This window comes from Streptomyces sp. H27-D2 (assembly GCF_035828615.1).
Lineage (GTDB): Bacteria > Actinomycetota > Actinomycetes > Streptomycetales > Streptomycetaceae > Streptomyces.
On record NZ_JAYMZR010000061.1, the window covers coordinates 1 to 19,534 of the forward strand.

At 72.5% G+C, this 19,534-nt stretch carries 17 protein-coding genes and 1 pseudogene; 8 read left to right on the top strand and 10 right to left on the bottom strand.

Going from position 1 to position 19,534, the window contains the following annotated elements; all coding sequences use genetic code 11:
* Positions 1-332: pseudogene (locus tag QMK28_RS22125) on the bottom strand (cell division protein FtsL); the annotation flags it as partial.
* 50 nt (positions 333-382) lie between these two features.
* Positions 383-1,354: a 16S rRNA (cytosine(1402)-N(4))-methyltransferase RsmH gene (gene rsmH, locus QMK28_RS22130; RefSeq protein ID WP_326440670.1), complete on the bottom strand. Its 972-nt coding sequence runs from the start codon at positions 1,352-1,354 to the stop codon at positions 383-385.
* A 412-nt stretch (positions 1,355-1,766) separates the two neighbouring features.
* Here rsmH and QMK28_RS22135 point away from each other — a divergent pair, with 412 nt between their 5' ends.
* The 4 genes from QMK28_RS22135 (at position 1,767) to QMK28_RS22150 (ending at position 7,539) form a co-directional block, all read left to right on the top strand.
* Entirely contained in the window at positions 1,767-2,321 is a 555-nt protein-coding gene (locus QMK28_RS22135; RefSeq protein ID WP_326440672.1) for a beta-class carbonic anhydrase, read from the top strand.
* 303 nt (positions 2,322-2,624) lie between these two features.
* Complete coding sequence (locus QMK28_RS22140; protein ID WP_326440674.1) at positions 2,625-3,626, top strand: AAA family ATPase; 1,002 nt, start codon at positions 2,625-2,627, stop codon at positions 3,624-3,626.
* The gene (locus tag QMK28_RS22145; RefSeq protein WP_326440677.1) at positions 3,626-5,122 is read left to right on the top strand and encodes a DUF58 domain-containing protein; all 1,497 of its coding nucleotides are present in this window, start codon (positions 3,626-3,628) and stop codon (positions 5,120-5,122) included. The genes QMK28_RS22140 and QMK28_RS22145 overlap by 1 nt, the downstream gene beginning before the upstream one ends.
* Entirely contained in the window at positions 5,119-7,539 is a 2,421-nt protein-coding gene (locus QMK28_RS22150; protein WP_326440679.1) for a transglutaminase TgpA family protein, read from the top strand. The genes QMK28_RS22145 and QMK28_RS22150 overlap by 4 nt, the downstream gene beginning before the upstream one ends.
* 108 nt (positions 7,540-7,647) lie before the next feature.
* On the opposite strand, the gene QMK28_RS22155 is transcribed toward QMK28_RS22150, so the two are convergent.
* The 3 genes from QMK28_RS22155 to QMK28_RS22165 all read right to left on the bottom strand — a co-directional run bounded on the left by QMK28_RS22155 (position 7,648) and on the right by QMK28_RS22165 (position 9,697).
* Positions 7,648-8,049, bottom strand: a complete 402-nt coding sequence (locus QMK28_RS22155) for a DUF3040 domain-containing protein (RefSeq protein ID WP_326440681.1) — start codon at positions 8,047-8,049, stop codon at positions 7,648-7,650.
* Between the two features lie 254 nt (positions 8,050-8,303).
* A complete protein-coding gene (locus QMK28_RS22160) occupies positions 8,304-9,122 on the bottom strand; it encodes a class I SAM-dependent methyltransferase (RefSeq protein WP_326440683.1) in 819 nt (272 codons plus the stop codon).
* 86 nt (positions 9,123-9,208) lie between these two features.
* Entirely contained in the window at positions 9,209-9,697 is a 489-nt protein-coding gene (locus tag QMK28_RS22165; protein ID WP_326440685.1) for an SAV_6107 family HEPN domain-containing protein, read from the bottom strand.
* A gap of 218 nt (positions 9,698-9,915) precedes the next feature.
* Here QMK28_RS22165 and QMK28_RS22170 point away from each other — a divergent pair, with 218 nt between their 5' ends.
* The 4 genes from QMK28_RS22170 (at position 9,916) to QMK28_RS22185 (ending at position 15,786) form a co-directional block, all read left to right on the top strand.
* Positions 9,916-10,773, top strand: coding sequence for an ATP-binding cassette domain-containing protein (locus QMK28_RS22170; RefSeq protein WP_326440688.1), 858 nt, complete (start codon positions 9,916-9,918; stop codon positions 10,771-10,773).
* A complete protein-coding gene (locus QMK28_RS22175; RefSeq protein ID WP_326440690.1) occupies positions 10,745-13,000 on the top strand; it encodes a YhgE/Pip domain-containing protein in 2,256 nt (751 codons plus the stop codon). Before QMK28_RS22170 ends, QMK28_RS22175 begins: the two co-directional genes overlap by 29 nt.
* 35 nt (positions 13,001-13,035) lie before the next feature.
* Complete coding sequence (locus QMK28_RS22180) at positions 13,036-13,653, top strand: TetR/AcrR family transcriptional regulator (RefSeq protein ID WP_326440692.1); 618 nt, start codon at positions 13,036-13,038, stop codon at positions 13,651-13,653.
* A 579-nt stretch (positions 13,654-14,232) separates the two neighbouring features.
* Positions 14,233-15,786 carry a phytoene desaturase family protein gene (locus tag QMK28_RS22185; RefSeq protein ID WP_326440694.1) on the top strand — a complete coding sequence of 518 codons (1,554 nt, stop codon included), beginning with the start codon at positions 14,233-14,235 and terminating at the stop codon, positions 15,784-15,786.
* A 40-nt stretch (positions 15,787-15,826) separates the two neighbouring features.
* Here the strand turns inward: QMK28_RS22185 and QMK28_RS22190 are convergent, their stop codons facing one another.
* From QMK28_RS22190 to QMK28_RS22210, 5 genes are all read right to left on the bottom strand, one after another.
* Positions 15,827-16,771 carry a hypothetical protein gene (locus QMK28_RS22190; protein ID WP_326440696.1) on the bottom strand — a complete coding sequence of 315 codons (945 nt, stop codon included), beginning with the start codon at positions 16,769-16,771 and terminating at the stop codon, positions 15,827-15,829.
* A 42-nt stretch (positions 16,772-16,813) separates the two neighbouring features.
* A complete protein-coding gene (gene metF, locus QMK28_RS22195) occupies positions 16,814-17,734 on the bottom strand; it encodes a methylenetetrahydrofolate reductase [NAD(P)H] (protein WP_326440698.1) in 921 nt (306 codons plus the stop codon).
* A 97-nt stretch (positions 17,735-17,831) separates the two neighbouring features.
* Complete coding sequence (gene thiE, locus QMK28_RS22200) at positions 17,832-18,482, bottom strand: thiamine phosphate synthase (RefSeq protein ID WP_326440700.1); 651 nt, start codon at positions 18,480-18,482, stop codon at positions 17,832-17,834.
* Positions 18,483-18,714: 232 nt separating this feature from the next.
* The gene (locus QMK28_RS22205) at positions 18,715-19,080 is read right to left on the bottom strand and encodes an Rv2175c family DNA-binding protein (RefSeq protein WP_326440702.1); all 366 of its coding nucleotides are present in this window, start codon (positions 19,078-19,080) and stop codon (positions 18,715-18,717) included.
* Positions 19,067-19,534, bottom strand: a 468-nt coding sequence (locus QMK28_RS22210) for an oxidoreductase C-terminal domain-containing protein (protein ID WP_326440704.1), incomplete at its 5' end; no start/stop codon positions are given. The genes QMK28_RS22205 and QMK28_RS22210, both read right to left, overlap by 14 nt.

Consider the following 19,534-nt stretch of genomic DNA (forward strand, 5'->3'; position numbering starts at 1 on the left):
AGGTACGCGGACGGCTCGGCGCCCGCCGCGCCGGGCAAACCCCGGACGGTGCCGTCGGGGTTGAGGAAGGCGGGACTGCCGCCCGGCACCATGCCGAGTTGCTCGGCCCGCCGCTCCAGCGCGTCCGGCGCGGAGAACTCGTCGACGTCCTGCTGCAGCGCCTGCTGCTCGTCGGTGAGCTCGGTGGTCTGCTTCTCCAGCCTGCTGAGCTGGAACGATCCCTGGTTCAGCAGCGAATTCAGCAGCAGCAGCGAGATCAGCCCGGTGGCCAGCAGCACCACGACGAGCAGTACGAAGGGCGTGCGGGCAGCCTGGGCCGGCCCCGCGGGCATCAGCCGGGCGAGCCGGGCGGCGCGGCCGGCGCCCGGCGAGCCGGCCCTGCTCACTCGACGTCCTCACGGATGCGCTCGGCGCCGCGCAGCCGGGCGGGGGCCGCGCGCCGGTTCTCGCCGATCTCTTCCTCGCTGGGCAGCTCCGCGCCCCGGGTGAGCAGCTTCAGCCGCGGCTGGTAGCGCTCGGGGACGACGGGCAGGCCGGTCGGCGCGGTGATGGCCGCTCCGGCCACCAGACACTGCTTGACCAGCCGGTCCTCCAGCGACTGGTACGCCAGCACGGCGATCCTGCCGCCCACGGCCAGCGACCGGACGGCGGCCGGGATGGCCCGCTCGACACTCGCCAGCTCGCCGTTGACCTCGATGCGCAGCGCTTGGAAGGTGCGCTTGGCGGGGTTGCCGCCGGTGCGCTTGGCGGCCTGCGGGAGCGCGTCGCGGATCAGCTCCACCAGCCGGGCGCTGTCGGTGAAGGGCTCCTTCACCCGTTCGCGCACCACCGCTTCCACGATCTTGCGGGCGAACTTCTCCTCGCCGTAGCTGCGCAGCAGCCGGACCAGGTCGCCGGGCGGGTAGGTGTTCAGCACCTCGGCCGCGCTGATGCCCGTCGTCTGGTCCATCCGCATGTCGAGCGGCGCGTCCTGCGCGTAGGCGAAGCCGCGGCCGGCCTCGTCGAGCTGCATGGAGGAGACGCCGAGGTCGAACAGGACGCCCTGGACCTTCGGGACGCGCAGCCGGCGCAGCACGTCGGGGAGCTCGTCGTAGACGGCGTGCACCAGCGTCGCGCGCTCGCCGTACGGGGCGAGGCGTTCGGCGGAGAGCTCGATCGCCGCCGGGTCCCGGTCGAGGGCGATGAGCCGCGCCTCGGGGAAGCGCTTGAGGAGCGCCTCGCTGTGACCGCCGAGTCCCAGGGTGCAGTCGACGACGACGGCTCCGGGAGCGCCGAGCGCGGGGGCGAGCATGTCCAGGCAGCGCTGGAGCATGACGGGGACGTGTAGCGGTCCCGGGGACGATGCAGTGCTCATGCGCCTTCCGTTTACAAGTGATGGCGGGTGACCGGAGGGAAGACAAGCACGCACGTACCGCTTGGTCCCCGCCCGCTCTGAAGGGGAAGCGGCCCTCTGACGCCGGGGAAGTGACGTCAGCCGACCGAGGAGCGGGAGGAGGCCGAGCCGTACGGCGTGTCGCGCACGCGGGGGATCCGCGCGGGATCCAACGGGGGGCGTCACGCCTCCCACTTCGCGCCACTTTAGTCCACTCGTCCCCTCGGTCAACCAACCGGATCCGCGCGTCACAGCACGTCCGCGGACCGGTCGGTTCACTCGCACAGCCGCATGGCCTGCGGCCTTGTGGGTTACCTCACACGGTGCCCCGTTGCCCGTCTTTGCCCGTCCTCACAGCGGGCCGACGGGCGCGCCGCCGACTAACGTCTCACTCATGTCGATATCCGCACCCCAGCCCCCGCCTCCGGCCGACGACGCCGCCCGCACCGGTGCGACGGTCACCGACCGGCTCGTCCAGGCCAATCAGACCTACGCCGACCGCTTCCGCGACCCCGGCATGGACGCCCAGCCCGTCCTGCACGTGGCGGTGGTCGCCTGTATGGACGCCAGGATCGACCTGCACGACGCGCTCGGGCTGGAGCTGGGCGACTGTCACACCATCCGTAACGCGGGCGGTGTGGTCACCGACGACATCATCCGCTCGCTGACGATCAGCCAGCGGGCTCTGGGAACGCGCAGCGTCGTGCTCATCCACCACACGGACTGCGGTCTGCTGAGCCTGACCGAGGACTTCCGGCACGAGCTGGAGGAGGAGGTGGGGCAGCGTCCGGCCTGGGCTGTCGAGGCGTTCAAGGACCTGGACCAGGACGTACGGCAGTCGATGCAGCGAGTGCGCACCTCGCCGTTCCTGCCGTACACCGACGATGTCCGCGGTTTCGTGTTCGATGTGACGACCGGGCTGCTGCGGGAGATCCACCCGCGGGTCTGATCCGCGGGCCTGATCCGCGGCGGGCGGCTGTGAGCGGTGAGCGGGGCGGTGCCGGGCGGGAGCCGGGGCCGCCCCGAGTGACAATGGGCATCGCCGAGCCGGCGGACAGGACCTCACAAGTCAGTCAATCGTCAATAAAAAGTGTTCGGTTATCCACAGGCGAGTGACGAGAGCCGCATCGCCAGCAAGAATGCGTGCAGTGCCATCGCACCAGCGTCTGCTGGGTGCGACGCACACGTTTCGGGGTGGGCCGGATCCGCGCAGCGGGTGTCGGCCCGTATGCAAGGGGCCGAGGAGGGCCGGGTGACGACCTATGACGATCGAGCGAGCCTCAGCGATCTGACGACCACGGCGGAGCGGATCCGCGGGTCGGTGGAGAGCGTGATCGAGGGCAAGCCGGAGGTCGTACGGCTTTCGCTGACCGTACTGCTCGCCGAAGGGCACCTGCTGATCGAGGATGTGCCGGGGGTGGGCAAGACCATGCTCGCCAAGGCGCTGGCCAGATCCATCGACTGCTCGGTGCGCCGGATCCAGTTCACCCCCGATCTGCTGCCGTCGGACATCACCGGTGTCAGCGTCTTCGACCAGCAGCGGCGGGACTTCGAGTTCAAGCCGGGTGCGATCTTCGCGCAGATCGTGATCGGCGACGAGATCAACCGCGCCTCGCCCAAGACCCAGTCCGCGCTGCTGGAGTCGATGGAGGAGCGGCAGGTCACCATCGACGGGCAGACCTATCAACTGCCCAGTCCCTTCATGGTGGTGGCCACCCAGAACCCCATCGAGATGGAGGGCACCTACCCGCTGCCCGAGGCGCAGCGCGACCGCTTCATGGCCCGGGTCTCGATCGGCTACCCGAGCCCGGCCGCCGAGTTGCAGATGCTCGACGTGCACGGCGGCGCGTCCCCGCTGGAAGACCTGCAACCGGTCGCGCACGCCCACGAGATCCTCAAGCTGATCGACGCGGTGCGCAACGTCCACGTCGCCGAGACCGTGCGGCGCTACGCCGTGGACCTCGTCGTGGCCACCCGTAACCACCCCGACCTGCGACTCGGCGCGTCGCCGCGCGCCACCCTGCATCTGCTCCGGGCGGCCAAGGCCTCGGCGGCGCTCAGCGGCCGGGAGTACGCGCTGCCCGACGATGTGCAGGCCCTCGCGGTCGCGGTGCTCGCGCACCGGCTGCTGCCGACCGCGCAGGCGCAGTTGAACCGGCGTACGGCCGAGCAGGTCATGGCCGAGATCCTGCTGCGCACGCCGGTGCCCGACCCGTACGACCAGCCGCAGCCGCCCGGCGCGCGGAGGCTCTGATGGCCCCCGGCGAGGTGGGCCACGCCGGCGAGGAGGAGGCCAGGAGCGACTTGCGGGCGGCGTTCGCGGGGCTGACCACCCGCGGCAGGTCCTTCCTGGCCGCCGGGGTCGCGGCGGCGATCTGCTCGTACGCGCTGGGCCAGTCGGACCTGCTGCGCGTCGGGATGCTGCTCGCGGTGCTGCCGCTGGTGTGCGTCGGCATGCTGCACCGCACCCGCTACCGGGTGGTCGGCGGCCGGCGGCTGTCCCCCGCGCGGGTGCCCGCCTCCTCCGAGGCGCGGGTGCACCTGCGGATCGACAATGTCTCGCGGCTGACCACCGGGCTGCTGATGCTCCAGGACCGGGTGCCGTACGTGCTGGGGCCGCGGCCCCGCTTCGTGCTCGACCGGGTGGAGCCGGGCGGTCGCCGGGAGGTGTCCTACCGGGTCCGTTCCGATCTGCGCGGCCGGTACCCGCTGGGGCCGCTGCAACTGCGGCTGACCGACCCGTTCGGGATGTGCGAGCTGACCCGGGCGTTCAACGCGTACGACACGCTGACCGTGGTGCCGCTGGTCGAGCCGCTGCCGCCGGTCGCGCTGGCCGGCGAGGCCGCCGGGTACGGCGAGGGGCGGCACCGCTCGCTCGCGCTGGCCGGCGAGGACGACCTGATCCCGCGCGGCTACCGGCACGGCGACGACCTGCGCCGGGTGCACTGGCGCTCCACCGCCCGCTACGGCGAGCTGATGGTCCGCCGTGAGGAACAGCCGCAGCGGGCCCGCTGCACGGTGCTGCTCGACACCCGGCGCTCCGCCTACGTGGGCGCGGGACCCGACTCCGCCTTCGAGTGGGGGGTCTCCGGCGCGGCGTCGACGGCCGTGCACCTGCTGGAGCGCGGCTTTTCGATGCGGCTGCTGACCGACACCGCGAGCGCCATGCCGGGCTCGGACGGCGGCGGCGGCTTCGCGGGCACCTCGCCGCAGTCGGCGGAAGCGGCCGGGCTGATCCTCGACACCCTCGCGGTGGTGGACCACTCCGACGAGGCCGGTCTCTCCCGCGCCTACGACGTGCTGCGCGGCGGCAACGAGGGTCTGCTGGTCGCCTTCCTCGGCGATCTGGACGACGAGCAGGCGGCGGTGGTCTGCCGGATGCGGCAGCGCACCGGCTCCGCGATCGCCTTCGTCCTGGACAGCACGGCATGGACCAGGACCGCGCCGGGCCGCGATGGGCGCGCCGCGTCGGTAAGCCCGGAGGAGCGGCTGCGGCTGCTGCGCGAGGCGGGCTGGACCGCGCTGCCGGTCGCGCCCGGCGACGCGCTGCCCGAGCTGTGGCGGCACATGAATTCGGCCGGCGGGCAGCGCGAGCGCCCGCGGGCCCCGGACGCGCCGCCGTCAGCGGCCCCGGCGGCTTCCCCTGCGGCCGCCCCTGCGGCCTCCCCAGCCGTCGGCGGCGCGACCGGTATGACAGGCACGGCCACCAGCACCACCGGCGCCACGCGCACGACAGGAGAACGACGATGAGTGGCCGCGGACGGCTCACCGTATGCGCGGCGGTGGCCACCCTGCTGGCCGCCTGCGCGCTGCTGCCACTGATGGAGCAGCCCGGCTGGATGATCCAGGCGGTGCTGCTGCTGACCCTGCTGTCGGCGGCCGGCGCGGTGGCCCGCCGGGTGCCGCTGGCGCGGCCGCTGACGGTGGCGGTGCAGGCGCTGCTGGCGTTACTGCTGCTCACCCTGGTGTTCGCGCGCGGCCAGGCGGTGGGCGGTGTGCTGCCGGGGCCCGATGTGATCCGGGAGTTCAGCCGGCTGATCGCGCAGGGCAGTGACGACGTCGGGCGCTTCGCCATACCCGCGCCGGTCACCCCCGGCATCCGGCTGCTGCTGGTCGGCGGCGTGCTGGTGATCGGCCTCGCGGTGGACGCGCTCGCGGTGACGTACCGCAGCGCCGCCCCCGCCGGGCTGCCGCTGCTCGCGCTGTACTCGGTGGCGGCGGGGCTGTCCAGGGGCGGCGCGGACTGGTTCTGGTTCCTGCTCGCGGGGAGCGGCTATCTGCTGCTCCTGCTGGCCGAGGGCCGGGACCGGCTGTCGCAGTGGGGCCGGGTGTTCAGCGGCGGCGGCCCGCGCAAACCCGGCAGACCGGCCTCGGGGCCGGACGCGGCGGGCCCACCGACGCCGGCCCCGGTGCGTACCGGACGCCGGATCGGCGCGCTGGCGCTGGGCGTCTCCCTGGTCGTGCCGGCCATGCTGCCCTCGCTGGGCGGCGGGCTGATAGAAGCCGCGGGCAACGGCTCGGGGGACGGCAGCGGCGGCACGATCTCCGCCGTCAACCCGCTCGTCTCCCTCCAGAACAGCCTCAACCAGCCGGAGGACCGCCAGGTCCTCAGCTACCGCACCTCCACGGACCAGACCCAGGACCTCTATCTGCGGATCGTCGCGCTGGACCAGTTCGACGGCACCTCCTGGAAGCCGTCGGAGCGGCACATCTACGACGTGCCCGACCCACTGCCCAGCCCCTTGGGGCTGAACGCCGGGGTCGCGACCACCACCATCGACACCTCGGTGTCGGCCGCCGACTGGTACCGGCAGAACTGGCTGCCGCTCCCTTACCCGGCCAGCGACGTCGACGTGAACGGCCGCTGGCGCTTCGAGCCGGCAGGCCGCACGATCGTCGGCGACCGCGGGCAGAACACCCGCGGCGCGCAGTACCGGGTGAAGAGCCTGCTGGTGCAGCCGACCGCCGCGCAGCTCGCGGCCGCCCGACCGCCGCCCTCCGACCTGATGCGCGAGTACACCAAGGTGCCGGACTCGCTGCCGGACGTGGTCAGGGACACCGCGAAGAAGCTGGCCGCGGGCTCCGACAACGCGTACGAGAAGGCCGTCAAGATCCAGGACTGGTTCGCGGTCAACGGCGGCTTCACCTACAACACCTCGGTGCGCGCCGGCAGCGGCAGTGACGCCATCGCCCGGTTCCTGGAGCAGAAGGAGGGCTTCTGCGTCCACTTCGCCTTCTCGATGGCGGCGATGTCGCGGACGCTGGGCATCCCGGCGCGGGTCGCGGTCGGCTTCACCCCCGGCACCCGGCAGTCGGACGGCTCCATGTCGGTCGGGCTCAAGGACGCGCACGCCTGGCCGGAGCTGTACTTCGAGGGCGTCGGCTGGACCCGCTTCGAGCCCACCCCGAGCCGCGGCACCGCGCCGGACTACACCCTGGCGGACACCCCCGCGGGGAACGGTTCGGACGCGGCCGTGCCCCGGCCCAGCGACTCCGCGGCGCCGTCCGCCGAGCCGTCCAACGAGCAGAGCTGCACCCCCGAGATGAAGAAGCTGGACGCCTGCGGGGCCCCGGCCGCACAGGCCGGCGGCGGCTCCAGCGACCCCGGGCTCCCGCTGGGACCGATCGCGGCGACGGCGGCTCTGGTGCTGTTGGTGCTGCTGGTGCCGGTCCTCCCGCTGCTCTGGCGGGTGCGGGCGAGAAGCCGACGGCTGCACGGCGGCCCCGACGCCGGGGACGCGTCCGCCCGTACTCTCGCCGCCTGGCGCGAACTCACCGACTCGGCCTGGGACTACGGCGTCCTGCCGGACGAATCGCAGACGCCGCGCAAGGCGGTCGCGCGGATCGTGCGGATCGGCGAGCTGGACGACCCGGCGGCGGAGTCCGCGCACCGGGTGGCCGCCGCGGTCGAGCAGGTGCTGTACGCGCCGCGACCGCGACCGGTGGCCGGCCTCGCGGACGATGTGCGGCGGGTCAGGGACGGGCTCGGCGGCTCGGCGGGACGCCGCCTGCGGCTGCGGGCGCTGCTCGCTCCGCGATCGGCCGTCCGGGTGGTCTGGGCCGGATCGCGCCGCTGGACCGCGCTGGTCGAGCGCGGGCACGCCGGCCGCTGGGCCGGCTCCTGGCGACGGCTGATCCCGCGCCGCCTTTCGGGGCAGCGCGGGTAGCTGCGTGGCCGGCCCCCGCCGAGGCCGCCCTCACCCATCGCTACTCAAGGCCCACAGCCGTGCTGGGCCCGTGGGGGCTCGGGTAGATGACTCAAGCGACTACGAGGCTCAGTGCCCCTGTTCATCACGGCGGCGCTGCCACCGCTCCTCGATCCGGTTCATCACCGAACGGCGCTGCCTGGTCTGGCGACGGGCCGGAGCCCCGCCCGCGGCGTCGGCCGTCGGTTGCTCACCCGGTTTGGGCGCTTTGCGCCATCCGGTGACGGCGAGCACGGCGCACCCCAGCATGACGAGGAATCCCACCACGCTGATCCAGATCTGTTGCGCGACCATTCCGGACATGAGGAGCGCGATACCCACCAAGAAGCCCGCGACCGCTTGGTATACCCGTCGCCGGGTGTACGTGCGCAGCCCGCTTCCCTCAAGCGCTGTCGCGAACTTGGGATCTTCGGCGTACAGCGCTCGCTCCATCTGCTCGAGCATGCGCTGCTCGTGCTCCGAGAGCGGCACGGAGTCCTCCTACTCGTCGGTCGCGGGGGCGACCGGGGTGCGACCCTCTCAGGATAGGCAGGGAATCGCCCCCGTGAAACCCGCCCCTCTGCGCCAATTCACTGTCCGGGCCGCCAGAGCGGTCGGTGCTGATGAACCCTGCATTCCCCGCCCGCCGATCCGTCATGCCGGACGGTTACCCCGATCATACGGGGCGCAGCGGCTGATCGGGTGGCCTGTGGGCTACTCCACCTGTCGTGCCACTCGCGTTCGCCTCAGCTGTGCCCGCCGAGCGGGCTCCGCTCCCCCGGACCGCGCTCCCCCGGACCCCGTTCCCCCAAGACATGCAGCTGGGTGGCGATGGAGTGGAAGGCGGGGAGTTCGGCGACGGCCGCTTCCAGCGCGAGCAGCGCGTCCATGGCACCGGGTTCGGTGTCCACCAGCACGCCGGGGACCAGGTCGGCGAAGACCCGCACGCCGTGCACCGCGCCGACCTCCAGGCCGGTGGCCGCGACCAGCTCGGACAGCTGCCCGGCAGTGAAGCGGCGGGGCACCGGGTCGCCTTCGCCCCAGCGCCCGAGGGGGTCGGCCAGGGCTTGGCGCGCCTCGACGAAGTGACCGGCGAGCGCGCGGGCGAGCACCGCGCCGCCGAGCCCGGCGGCGAGCAGGCTCAGGGTGCCGGCCGGGCGGAGCGCCTCGACGGTGTTGCGGACGCCTTCGGCCGGGTCGTCCACGTACTCCAGGACGCCGTGGCAGAGCACCGCGTCGTAGCTGCCCGGCTCCACGACGTCGAAGAGGCCGTGGGTGTCGCCCTGGACACCGCGCACCCGCTCAGCCACCCCGGCCTCGGCGGCCCGGCGCTCCAGCGCGAACAGCGCGTTGGGGCTGGGGTCGACCACGGTGACGCGGTGACCGAGGCGGGCGACGGGCACCGCGAAGTTGCCGGTGCCGCCACCGGTGTCGAGCACATCCAGGATGTCGCGCCCGGCCGCCTTGGCCCGGCGCTCCAGGGCGTCCCGGAGCACCTCCCAGACCACGGCGGTACGCAGGGATGCCCGGGGGCGCAGCGGTTGGACGCCCTCTTCACGAGACATGGCGGGTGGCTCCTCGACGCGGTGCCACCGCCGGGGGCGGGGACACGAACTGGCACAAGCGAATCCCACCCTATGGCCTCCGGCGTTCAGCCCGCCTCCGGCCGCACGCCCGCCCGCTGGCCCGGCAGCGCCGGTTGCAGCACGAGCATGCGCTCGACGAGGCGCAGGAACATTCCGGCGTCCCGCATCAGGTCGTCGGCGTCCCGGGCGCTGGCCGCGTCCGGGATGCCCGCCTCGGCTCGGGCCCTGCGGCGCGCGCCGGAGGCGAACAGCGCGCTCCACTCGATGAGTTCCGGGGCGACCTCCGGCAGCACTTCCCAGGCGCTGCGTATCCGCTGCCGCCGCCGGGAGCCGACTTCGGGCCGCACCCGGACCGCGAGGACGGCCGCGGCGGTGCGCAGCGCGGCGAGGTGCGCGGTGGCGTAGCGCTCATTGGCCGTCTCCAGCTCGGCGGCCTCTTCGAGGCCGTGCTGGGCTTGGGCCAGTAGGTCCAGGGCGGCGGGCGAAGCTGTCGCCCTCCGCAGGACGGGATGGACATCACTCGGGGGACCGTACGCAGCGGATGTGGCTGCCATGACGAATCTCCTGTCGTCGCGTGACGATTCCGGACCGTATGCATCCATCGTGGGGCACACCACTGACAATTGGGCCTGACCTGCGGCGATGCGGTCACCGAAGCCTCACTCCCTGTCGCCGGTACGCGCCGCGGCGGCGCGTCGGCACCCCGCTCGCCGACCCGGGGCGGCCATGCGGCATACTTTTTGTACTGACCGGTCAGTTCAAGGGAGGGATCGTGGACAGCACCCCACGCGGGGCAGCAGTCACGGCCGAGGGATTGGGCGTCGAGGGGCCGCGGGGCTGGGCGTTCCGCGGCATCGGCATCGACGCCGGGCCGGGCGCGCTGATCGCCATCGAGGGTCCGTCGGGTTCGGGGCGCACCTGCCTGCTGCTCGCGCTCACCGGCCGGATGCGGATCACCGCCGGCCATGCCGAGATCGCAGGGGAGCGGCTGCCGAAGCGGATGGGCGCGGTGCGGCGGTTCGCCGCGATCGCCCATGTCCCCGGCGTGACCGACCTCGAACCGTCGCTGACCGTCGCCGAACATCTGCGCGAGCGCGCCCTGTTGCAGCGCCGCTACGACGGTTCGCTGCGCGCTCTGCTCCGGCCGCGCCGGGAGCGTACGGCCGAGGCCCGCGCCCGGATCGACCGGGCGATGGAGGCGGCCGGGCTCGATACGGACACGCTGCCCAAGGGGCCGCGGACAGCCGTACGCGACCTGGAGCGGCTGGAGTCGCTGCGGCTGTCGATCGCGTTGTCGCTGATCAGCGAGCCCCGGCTGCTGGCCGTGGACGACACCGACCTCAAGCTCTCGGACGCGGACCGCGAGCACGCCTGGGCGCTGCTGCGGTCCCTGGCCGACGGCGGCACGACCGTCGTCGCCGTGTGCAGCGAGGCCCCCGAGGACGCGCTCGTGATCTCGACCGCCGGCCGGGCGGACGCCGCACCGGACACCGAAGCGGCGGACGCCGCACAAGGCGCACAGGACACCGCGCAGGACGCGCAGGACACCCAGGACGCGCAGGACACACCCGACGAAAAGTCCGACGAGAAGGGGGCGGCAGATGCGTTCGCCGAAACTGGCCGCGCTTGAGCTGAAACGGTTCGGCCGGGGCAAGCTGCCGCGTGCCGCGCTCGCCGCGCTGTTGCTGCTCCCACTGCTCTACGGCGCGCTCTACCTGTGGTCCTTCTGGGATCCGTACGGGCGGCTCGACAAGATCCCGGTCGCGCTGGTCAACTCCGACCGCTCGGTCAGCGCGAAGGCCGCGAAGGGGCAGCAGGCCGAGAAGATCGCGGCGGGCGACGACATCGTCAAGGGCCTGCGGGACAGCAACACCTTCGAGTGGCACGAGACGAGCGCCGCCGAGGCCCGTAAGGGCGTCGAGGACGGCCGCTACTACCTGTCGATGACCGTGCCCTCGGACTTCAGCAAGCGCCTGGCGTCCAGCTCCGGCGACGATCCGCGGACCAGCGCGCTGAAGGTCCGCACCAACGACGCGAACAACTACATCGTCGGGCAGATCTCCCGAACGGTGTTCGCCGAGGTCCGCTCGGCGGCGTCCGGCAAGGCGTCCCGCGGCTTCTACGACAAGATCTTCGTCTCCTTCTCGGACATCCACGGCAAGACCGTGGAGGCCGCCAAGGGCTCCGACAAGCTGGGCGACGGCATCGGCAAGGCCAAGAAGGGGACGGGCGACCTCTCCAAGGGGCTGTCGGACGCCCAGGACGGCAGCGGCAAGCTGGCGAAGGGGCTGAAGAAGCTCGACAACGGCGCGGACAAGGTCGAGACCGGCGCGGGCGCGGTGGCGAAGGGCTCCGGAAAGGTGCACAAGGGCGCGGGAAGCGTCGCCGACGGCACCCAGAAGCTGGCCGACAAGGCCAATAAGGTCGCGAGGATCGAGCCGTTCCTCAAGAAGAACGGCTCGGAGATCGGCAGGGTCTCCCGGGTCGTCGCCAACACCTCGCAGGCGGCCCGCGACAACCTCGACAAGCTGCCCTCCCCCACCAGCGCCGCGAAGCTCGCCAAGGACACCCGCGCGGCGTCCGACCTGCTCAGCGCCGACTACCGGCGGCGCTGCGTCAACCCCACGGGCACGGACGCCGGCACGGACGTCGCCGGCATCGCGGGCACCGCCGACGCCGCGGGCGCTCCCGCGCGGCCGGACAGCGCGTGCCCGAAGCTGAAGAAGCTGGCGGAGGCGGGGAAGACCGTCGCGGACGGCGCCGGCTCCCTCAACACCCTGGTGCAGAACAAGAACGGCGAGCTGGACAGGCTCAGCCGGGACCTCGACACCGTGCACACCTACGCGACGAAGCTCGCCGACGAGGCGCCGACCCTCTGGCAGGACCTCGACTCCGCCGTCAAGAAGATCAACGCTCTCAACAACGGGGCGCACAAGGTCTCCACCGGCGCGGGCAAGGTCGCGACCGGCGCGGGGAAGGTCACCACCGGCGTCGACCAGCTGCACACGGGCCTGACCTCGGCGAAGGACGGCGCGGACACCCTCGACACCGGCATCGGCAAGCTCTCCTCCGGCGCGGACACCCTGAACGGCGGGATGTACAAGCTCGTCGACGGCTCCGGCAAGCTCTCCGGCGGCCTGCACGACGGCGCCGACCAGATCCCGGACTACGACAAGAAGGACCGGCAGGCGCGGACCGGGGTCATGTCCGACCCGGTGCAGCTCGCCTCCCAGTCGATGCACAAGGCGCCCAACTACGGCACCGGGTTCGCCCCCTACTTCATCCCGCTGTCGCTGTGGGTGGGCTCGATGGTCGCGTACATGCTGATCCAGCCGCTGAACCGGCGCGCGCTGGCCGCCGGCGCCTCCTCCTGGCGGATCGCGGTGGCCGGCTGGCTGCCGGTCGCGGCGCTCGGCGTGCTGCAGACCGGGGCCCTGATGGCCGTACTGCACTGGGGGCTGGGCCTGCAGATGGTCAGGGCCGCGGGCACGATCGGCTTCCTGGTGCTGGTCACCGGCTGTTTCGCGGCCATCGTGCAGTGGCTGAACGCGCGCTTCGGACCGGCCGGGCGCATTCTCGTCCTGGCGATGCTGATGCTCCAGCTGACCTCCGCGGGCGGCACCTACCCGGTGCAGACGAGCCCCGGTTTCTTCAACGCCATCCATCCCTTCCTGCCGATGAGTTACGTCGTCGAGGGACTGCGGCGGCTGATCACCGGAGGCGGTCTGGGGCCGGTGTGGCAGGCGTGCGCCGTGCTGCTCGCCTTCACCCTCGGCGCGCTCGCGCTGACCGCCTGGTCGGCCCGGCGCAAGCAGGTCTGGACGCTCGACAAGCTGCACCCGGAGCTGAGTCTGTGACCCGTACCGCCTCCCCGACAGGGAGAATCCGGAGCATGGACAGCAGCAGCACGCGCCGCCAGGCCACCCGGCAGAAGCTCTACGAGGCAGCGGTCATCCTCATCGCAGAGCAGGGTTTCTCCGCCACCACGGTGGAGGAGATCGCCGAACGGGCCGGCGTCGCGAAGGGCACCGTCTACTACAACTTCGCGAGCAAGAGCGAGCTCTTCGAGGAGCTGCTGCGGCACGGCATCGAACTGCTCACGGCGGCGCTGCGGCAGTCCGCCGAGCAAGTGGCCGCAGAGGGCGGCAGCAAGGTCGACGCGCTGGACGCGATGATCCGCGCCGGGCTGGTCTTCATCGAGCGCTATCCGGCGCTGACCCAGCTGTACGTCGCGGAACTGTGGCGGACCAACCGGGCCTGGCAGTCCACGCTCATGGTGGTGCGCGAACAGGCCATCGCGGCGGTGGAGTCGGTGCTCCAGGAAGCGGTCGACGGCGGCGAGCTGAGCGAGGAGATCGACGTGCCGCTGACAGCTTCGGCACTGTTCGGCATGGTGCTGGTGGCGGCGCTGGACTGGCAGTCCTTCCAGCCGCAGCGGTCGATCGACGACGTGCACTCCGCGCTGTCGCGGCTGCTTCAGGGGCGGGTCAGCGGGCGGCCCCGCCGGTAGCGCCGTGACCGGCGGGCTGAATTTTCATCCCGTTGGGGGCACCTCCCGGCCGAAGGCTGGGGGAGATTGAGGACACCCGTCCACCGGCCGGACCCGGTCGACAAGCCCCGCCCCACGACCCGGCCAAAAAAACGAAGTGTGCCGCTCTGGCGCGGCTCGATCCCCCCGAGCCGCGCCGGAGCAGCGCATCTTCCCCCGATCTCCCCCGATATCTTTCTCTTTCCCCCGGGTTTCCCAGGTCCCCCGTGGTACTCCCCCGTGCTACCTCCGCGTTTCCCCCGTGGAGGTGTCCCCCTGGAGCTCCCCCGTGGCGCTCCTTGGGCCCGTCGGGGATGCCGCGCCGTTCCGCCGCCCCGTGTCGTCGGTGCCGGCGCCGCGTCCCTTCCGTGCCGCTTACTCTTCCTTCTCCGCAGGTCCGGGCCTATCCGTGCGGCTACTCATCTCCACTACTGAGTACAGGTACTCAAGCCTGAGCATTCCCACCCAGGCGCGTACGGGCGGCGCGGCCGTCCGGCCGGCCGCGTCCACTGGTGCGGGCGGGTCGGGGCGTTGTCACAGGGGCCGGATAAAGTCTCGGGCATGGCACGGATTGCGGTGATCGGCGCCGGGATGGGCGCGATGGCGGCTGCCGCCCGGCTGGCCGTGGCCGGCCACCGGGTGGCGGTCCACGAGCGGGCGGGCGGCTACGGCGGCGCGGTCGGGCGCTTCGAGCGCGGCGGCTTCGCCTTCGACACCGGGCCGGGGCTGCTGCATCTGCCCGCCGTCTACCGCGACTTGTTCGTCAAGACCGGCAAGGAACCGCTGGAGCGGTGCGTCGAGCTGACCCAGGTGGACCCCGCGAGCCGGCACGTCTTCGCGGACGGCACGGAGCTGTCGCTGCCGAACGCCTCCCGCGCGGGCGTCGTCGAGGCGCTGGACGCCGCGCTCGGCGCGGGCGCGGGCGAGCGCTGGAGCGAGCTGATCCAGCGGGCCCGCGAGGTCTGGGACGCGACGCGCAGACCGCTGCTGGAGGAGCCGCTGCCCGCGGACCCGGCGGCGCTGCGCCTCGACCCCTACCCCGCGCCGCGCAAGCGGGGCTGGCTCGGGCGCGGCAAGCGGCCCGGCTCGCTCGCCGAGGTGGCCGCTCTGGAGCTGCGCGATCCCCGGCTGGTGGCGCTGCTGGAGAGCTACGCCCTGGCGTACGGCTTCCACCCGGGCAGCGCGCCGCCCAGCGCGACCGTGCTGCCGTACCTGGAGCAGACCTTCGGGAGCTGGTACGCCAGCGGTGGCATGCGAGCGCTGGCGGACGCGCTGTACGAGCGCTGCCTGGCCCGGAAGGTGACGTTCAGCTTCGGCTCCGAGGTCGTCGGGATCGTCGAGAAGGACGGCCGGGCGGCGGGTGTCGAGCTGAGCGACGGCACGGTCGTGGAGGCGGACTCGGTGGTCGCGGGCATCGATCCGTGGCATCTGAAGGCGCTGCTCGGCGGCGGGGCCGCTGCCCGGCCTACCAGCCCAGCACGGGCCGCCGCTTCCGTGACACCCACCGCCGTGACACCCACCGCCGTGACGCCGGTTCCGCTGGGCCGGCTGGTCGTCTGCCTCGCCCTGCGCGGAGCGCGCCCCGAGGGCACCGCGCACCGCACGGTGATCCACGCGGCCGACGGGAAGGCCGAGTCGGCCGCGCTGTCCCGCGGTGAGCTGTGCGAGCGGCCGACCGTGACGGTGCTCCGGCCGGACGACGCCGATCTGGTCCCCGACGCCGCACACGAAGCGATCACGCTCACGGTCACCGTCCCCGCGCATGGGCCGGTCGAGTGGCGCGCCCCCGGACAGGCCGACGGGTACGCGGACCGAGTGCTGGCGGCGGCCGGGGCGGCGGTGCCGGGGCTGCGCGAGCGGGTGCTCTGGCGCGAGGTGCGCACCCCCGCCGACACCGAGGCGGCGACCGGAGCCACCGGCGGCGCGGTGCCGGGCCCCTCGCTCGCCGGGGCGGACGGGCGGCTGCTGCACCCCTCCAACGTCGGCCGGCTGCCGGGGCTCTACCCGGTGGGCGGCTGGTCGCACCCCGGCGGCGGGCTGGCGCACGCCGGGATGTCGGGGGCCATGGTCGCCGGGCTCATCGTGAGCGGGGACGACTGGCGCGGTTCCCAGTAGCCCGCCCGCCGCTCAGCGCTCCCAGCGGCCCGCCCGCCGCTCAGTAGCGGTACTGCTCGTCGTACCCGTTGTTGTGGTCCGGCTGGTAGGGCTGGTAGGGGTACGGCTGCTCCGGCGGCAGGCTGCCGGGCGGCGGGGTCTCGCCGTCGCGCTGCTGCGGGACCCAGACGCCGCCGGGCGGCGTGTCCGAGCTGAACGGGGGCTGCGCCGGGAACCCGAGGTCATCCAGGTAGGGCTGGGCGCCGTACTGCCCCTGGCCGCCCGCTGCCTGGCCGCCGTACTGCTCCGGGCTGTACTGCCCGGGAACGTACGCGTCGGCCTGCTGCGGTGCGTAGGACTGGTGGCTGTACGGGTCGTAGGGCTCGTACTGCTGCTGCGAGCCGATGTACGGGTCGGAGTAGGCGGCGTACTGCCCCTGCTGCTGCGAGTCGTCGTAGCCGTACTGGCCCTGGTAGCTGTCCTGCCCGTAGGCCGCGTCGTATCCGGTGCCGTAGCCGCTGGTGTCGGGGGCCGGGTAGGGCTGCGGCGTGGCGTCGTTGTAGACGCCGTACTGGCCGGTGTCGTCGGGCATCGGTTCCGGGGCGTAGGCGGGCATCGCCCGTGTGTGCTCGTCCGAGAGGTCGGGCGCGGGGGGCACCGGGGCCATTTCGAGGTCGGAGACCTGGAGCGTCGGCTCCCGCGCGGGCTCGGGACGCTCGGAGCGGCCCCGGCGGCGCTTGCTGGAGCCGGGCTGGCCGCCGAGCGCCCAGCCGGTGGAGAAGCCGCGCCGGAAGGAGAGCGTGACGTAAGTCTGTCCGAGCGCGAAGACGATCGCGCCGAGCGCGATCACCACGACCGACGGCAGGATCACCCCTACGACGACGCCGAGGAAGCCGACGAAGGCCAGCATCCGCCAGCGCAGCCGGGCCTTGTACTGCAACAGCACTTCACCCAGCAGCCACAGCGCGACGATTCCGAACGCGATGTAGAGGACCGTCCAGCCCATGTACGCCCCTCTCGTTCGGCCGCCGCGGGGGTACGCCGGCCGTCAGGACTGCCGCTGGTGCAGCCCGAGATTCTCATAGATTTCCAGCGTTGCCGTCGAGTGATTGAGGGTGATGAAGTGCAGTCCGGGGATTTCCTCGGACATCAGCCTCGCGCACAACTCAGTCGCGTACTCGATCCCGACCGAGCGTACAGCGGCCGGGGCGTCCTTGACCGCGAGGAGGCGGTCGGCCAACTCCGGTGGGAACGCGGCATTGCTGAGTTGAGCGAACCGCTCGATCTGCCGGATGTTCGTGACGGGCATGATCTCCGGAATGATCGGCGTCGCGCAACCGGCGGCGGAGACCCGGTCGCGCAGCCGCAGATAGTCCTCCGGGTAGAAGAACATCTGGGTGATCGCGAAGTCCGCGCCGGCCCGGCACTTGTCGACGAAGTGCTTGACGTCGCTGTCCCAGTCCGCCGAGCGCGGGTGCATCTCGGGGAACGCGGCGACGCCGACGCAGAAGTCCCCCGACTCCTTGATCAGCCGGACCAGGTCGGCGGCGTAGTCGACGCCGCTGGGGTGCCGGACCCACTCGCCCATCGGGTCGCCGGGCGGGTCGCCGCGCACCGCGAGCATGTTGCGAATGCCCGCGTCGGCGTACTGGCCGATGACGTTGCGCAGTTCGGCCAGCGAGTGGTCGACGGCGGTGAGGTGGGCGACCGGGGTGAGGGTGGTGTCGGTCGCGATCCGCTCGGTGGCCCGGACGGTCCCCTCGCGGGAGGAGCCTCCCGCGCCGTAGGTCACGGAGACGAAGGTCGGCGCGACGGCCTCGATGCGGCGGATGGCGTTCCACAGGGTCCGCTCGCCCTTCTCGGTCTTCGGGGCCGAGAACTCGAACGAATACGATTGCCCGCCGGAAGCGAGCAGGTCGCGTACCGTGTGTGCGCGATCTGTCCTAGTGGAAGCAATGCCATGGGCCATACCGGCAGGTTAACCACCGGCCGCGCGCAGCCCCAACCTTCTGGGGCGATATGCCCGCTTTACCGGTTTCCGGTCCACCTGTCGGACAGCCGTGCGACTACAGGGCGCGCTCGCGCACGCGCTTCGCCAGGCTCGCCGCCGCCGCTCCCGGATCGTCCGCCTCGGTGATCGCGCGCACCACGACGACCCGCCGCGCGCCCGCGTCCAGCACCTCGTCGAGGTTGCCCGCGTCGATCCCGCCGATCGCGAACCAGGGACGCTCGGGCCGCCGCTCCGCCGCGTACCGGACCAGGGCGAGGCCCGGTGCGTGCCGCCCCGGCTTGGTGGGGGTGGGCCAGCAGGGGCCGGTGCAGAAGTAGTCCACGCCGGGCTCGGCCAGCGCCGCGTCGACCTCCGCCTCGGCGTGCGCGGAGCGGCCGATCAGCACCGCCTCGCCCACGATCGCGCGGGCGGCGGGCACCGGCAGGTCGTCCTGGCCCAGGTGCAGCACCTGGGAGCCGATGGCGTGGGCGACGTCCGCCCGGTCGTTCACCGCGAGCAGCTTGCCGTGTCGGCGGCAGGCGTCGGCGAAGACTTCGAGGTGCCGCAGCTCCGGCCCCGCCTCCATGCCCTTGTCGCGCAGCTGCACGATGTCGACGCCTGAGCCGAGCACCGCGTCCAGGAACTCCGGCAGATCGCCTTGGCGCTCGCGCGCGTCGGTGCAGAGATAGAGCCGGGCGTCGGACAGGAGTTCGGGTGCGATGGCCATGGAACGGTTCCCCCCGGGGTGAGCCGCGTACGGACCGCGGAGCGACGCCCCGCGGTCCGTACGCCTATCGGTGTCTGCCGGTGGCGATCTCCACCGGTACTGCTCTGTCGGCTGTTACTGCTTGGTACTGCTTGGTACTGCTGTCTGCCGGCGGCGATCGCCTACCGGTACTGGTTTCCGTCGCTGTCAGCGTCTGTGTCCGTGTCCGCCGCTGCGGGACTCGACGGCCGCGTCAGAGGGCGAGCGCCTGGGCTCGGCGCTTCACCTCCGTACCGCGATTCTCGCTGAGCGCCTGGGCGGGGGTGCCGGGCAGGCTCGGGTCCGGGCTGAACAGCCATTCCAGCATTTCCTGGTCGCTGTAGCCATCGTCACGCAGCAGTGTCAGGGTGCCGGTGAGGCCCTTGACGATATGGCCGTCGCCGATGAAATCGGCCGGCACCTGCAGTACCCGGTTCTCTCCCCGGCGCACCGCGATCAGCTGCCCGTCCCTGATCAGCTGCCGGACTTTGGTCACCTCGACGTCGAACTTCTCGGCGATGTCGGGGAGGGTCAGCCAGCTGGGGACGAGTCCATCAATGTTTGCGTCAATCTGGGTCACGGGACAAGCGTGCCATCCCGGACCGACAGTCGGTAGTCGGGACCTGCCGTGAGGCCGCCGCCTTCAGTGGTACGGCGGTGTCCGCGACCCGTTCCCGGTCGATGTGCGCGCCCCGCTCGATGATCTTCCGGCCCTGCGCGAGATCACGCGGCCGGCCGACCGCGAGCAGCGCGACCAGCACCCCCGCGCGCAGCCAGCACACCGACCAGGACAGGCCGCCGGGGTCGCCGCGCCACACCATCTCGTCCGCGGCGGCGTGGTGGCCCGCGTATTGCACGAAGCGGCCGAACTGCTCGGACCAGAAGTACGGCACCGGGTCGTAGACCCCGCCCTCGGCCTCGCCGCCGACGATGTTGGCCGCGACGGTGCGCGGGCCCTGGAGCGCGTTGTCCCAGTGGTGCACGAGCAGCCGCTCGCCGTAGCGGGCGGACGGGAAGGAGACGCAGTCGCCGAC

What these genes read in the sequence shown, in the direction of transcription:
- rsmH (WP_326440670.1), bottom strand. Translation starts at nt 1,354, where the DNA reads ATGAGCACTGCATCGTCCCCGGGACCGCTACACGTCCCCGTCATGCTC.
- QMK28_RS22135 (WP_326440672.1), top strand. Translation starts at nt 1,767, where the DNA reads ATGTCGATATCCGCACCCCAGCCCCCGCCTCCGGCCGACGACGCCGCC.
- QMK28_RS22145 (WP_326440677.1), top strand. Translation starts at nt 3,626, where the DNA reads ATGGCCCCCGGCGAGGTGGGCCACGCCGGCGAGGAGGAGGCCAGGAGC.
- QMK28_RS22150 (WP_326440679.1), top strand. Translation starts at nt 5,119, where the DNA reads ATGAGTGGCCGCGGACGGCTCACCGTATGCGCGGCGGTGGCCACCCTG.
- QMK28_RS22160 (WP_326440683.1), bottom strand. Translation starts at nt 9,122, where the DNA reads ATGTCTCGTGAAGAGGGCGTCCAACCGCTGCGCCCCCGGGCATCCCTG.
- QMK28_RS22165 (WP_326440685.1), bottom strand. Translation starts at nt 9,697, where the DNA reads ATGGCAGCCACATCCGCTGCGTACGGTCCCCCGAGTGATGTCCATCCC.
- QMK28_RS22175 (WP_326440690.1), top strand. Translation starts at nt 10,745, where the DNA reads ATGCGTTCGCCGAAACTGGCCGCGCTTGAGCTGAAACGGTTCGGCCGG.
- QMK28_RS22180 (WP_326440692.1), top strand. Translation starts at nt 13,036, where the DNA reads ATGGACAGCAGCAGCACGCGCCGCCAGGCCACCCGGCAGAAGCTCTAC.
- QMK28_RS22185 (WP_326440694.1), top strand. Translation starts at nt 14,233, where the DNA reads ATGGCACGGATTGCGGTGATCGGCGCCGGGATGGGCGCGATGGCGGCT.
- QMK28_RS22190 (WP_326440696.1), bottom strand. Translation starts at nt 16,771, where the DNA reads ATGGGCTGGACGGTCCTCTACATCGCGTTCGGAATCGTCGCGCTGTGG.
- metF (WP_326440698.1), bottom strand. Translation starts at nt 17,734, where the DNA reads ATGGCCCATGGCATTGCTTCCACTAGGACAGATCGCGCACACACGGTA.
- thiE (WP_326440700.1), bottom strand. Translation starts at nt 18,482, where the DNA reads ATGGCCATCGCACCCGAACTCCTGTCCGACGCCCGGCTCTATCTCTGC.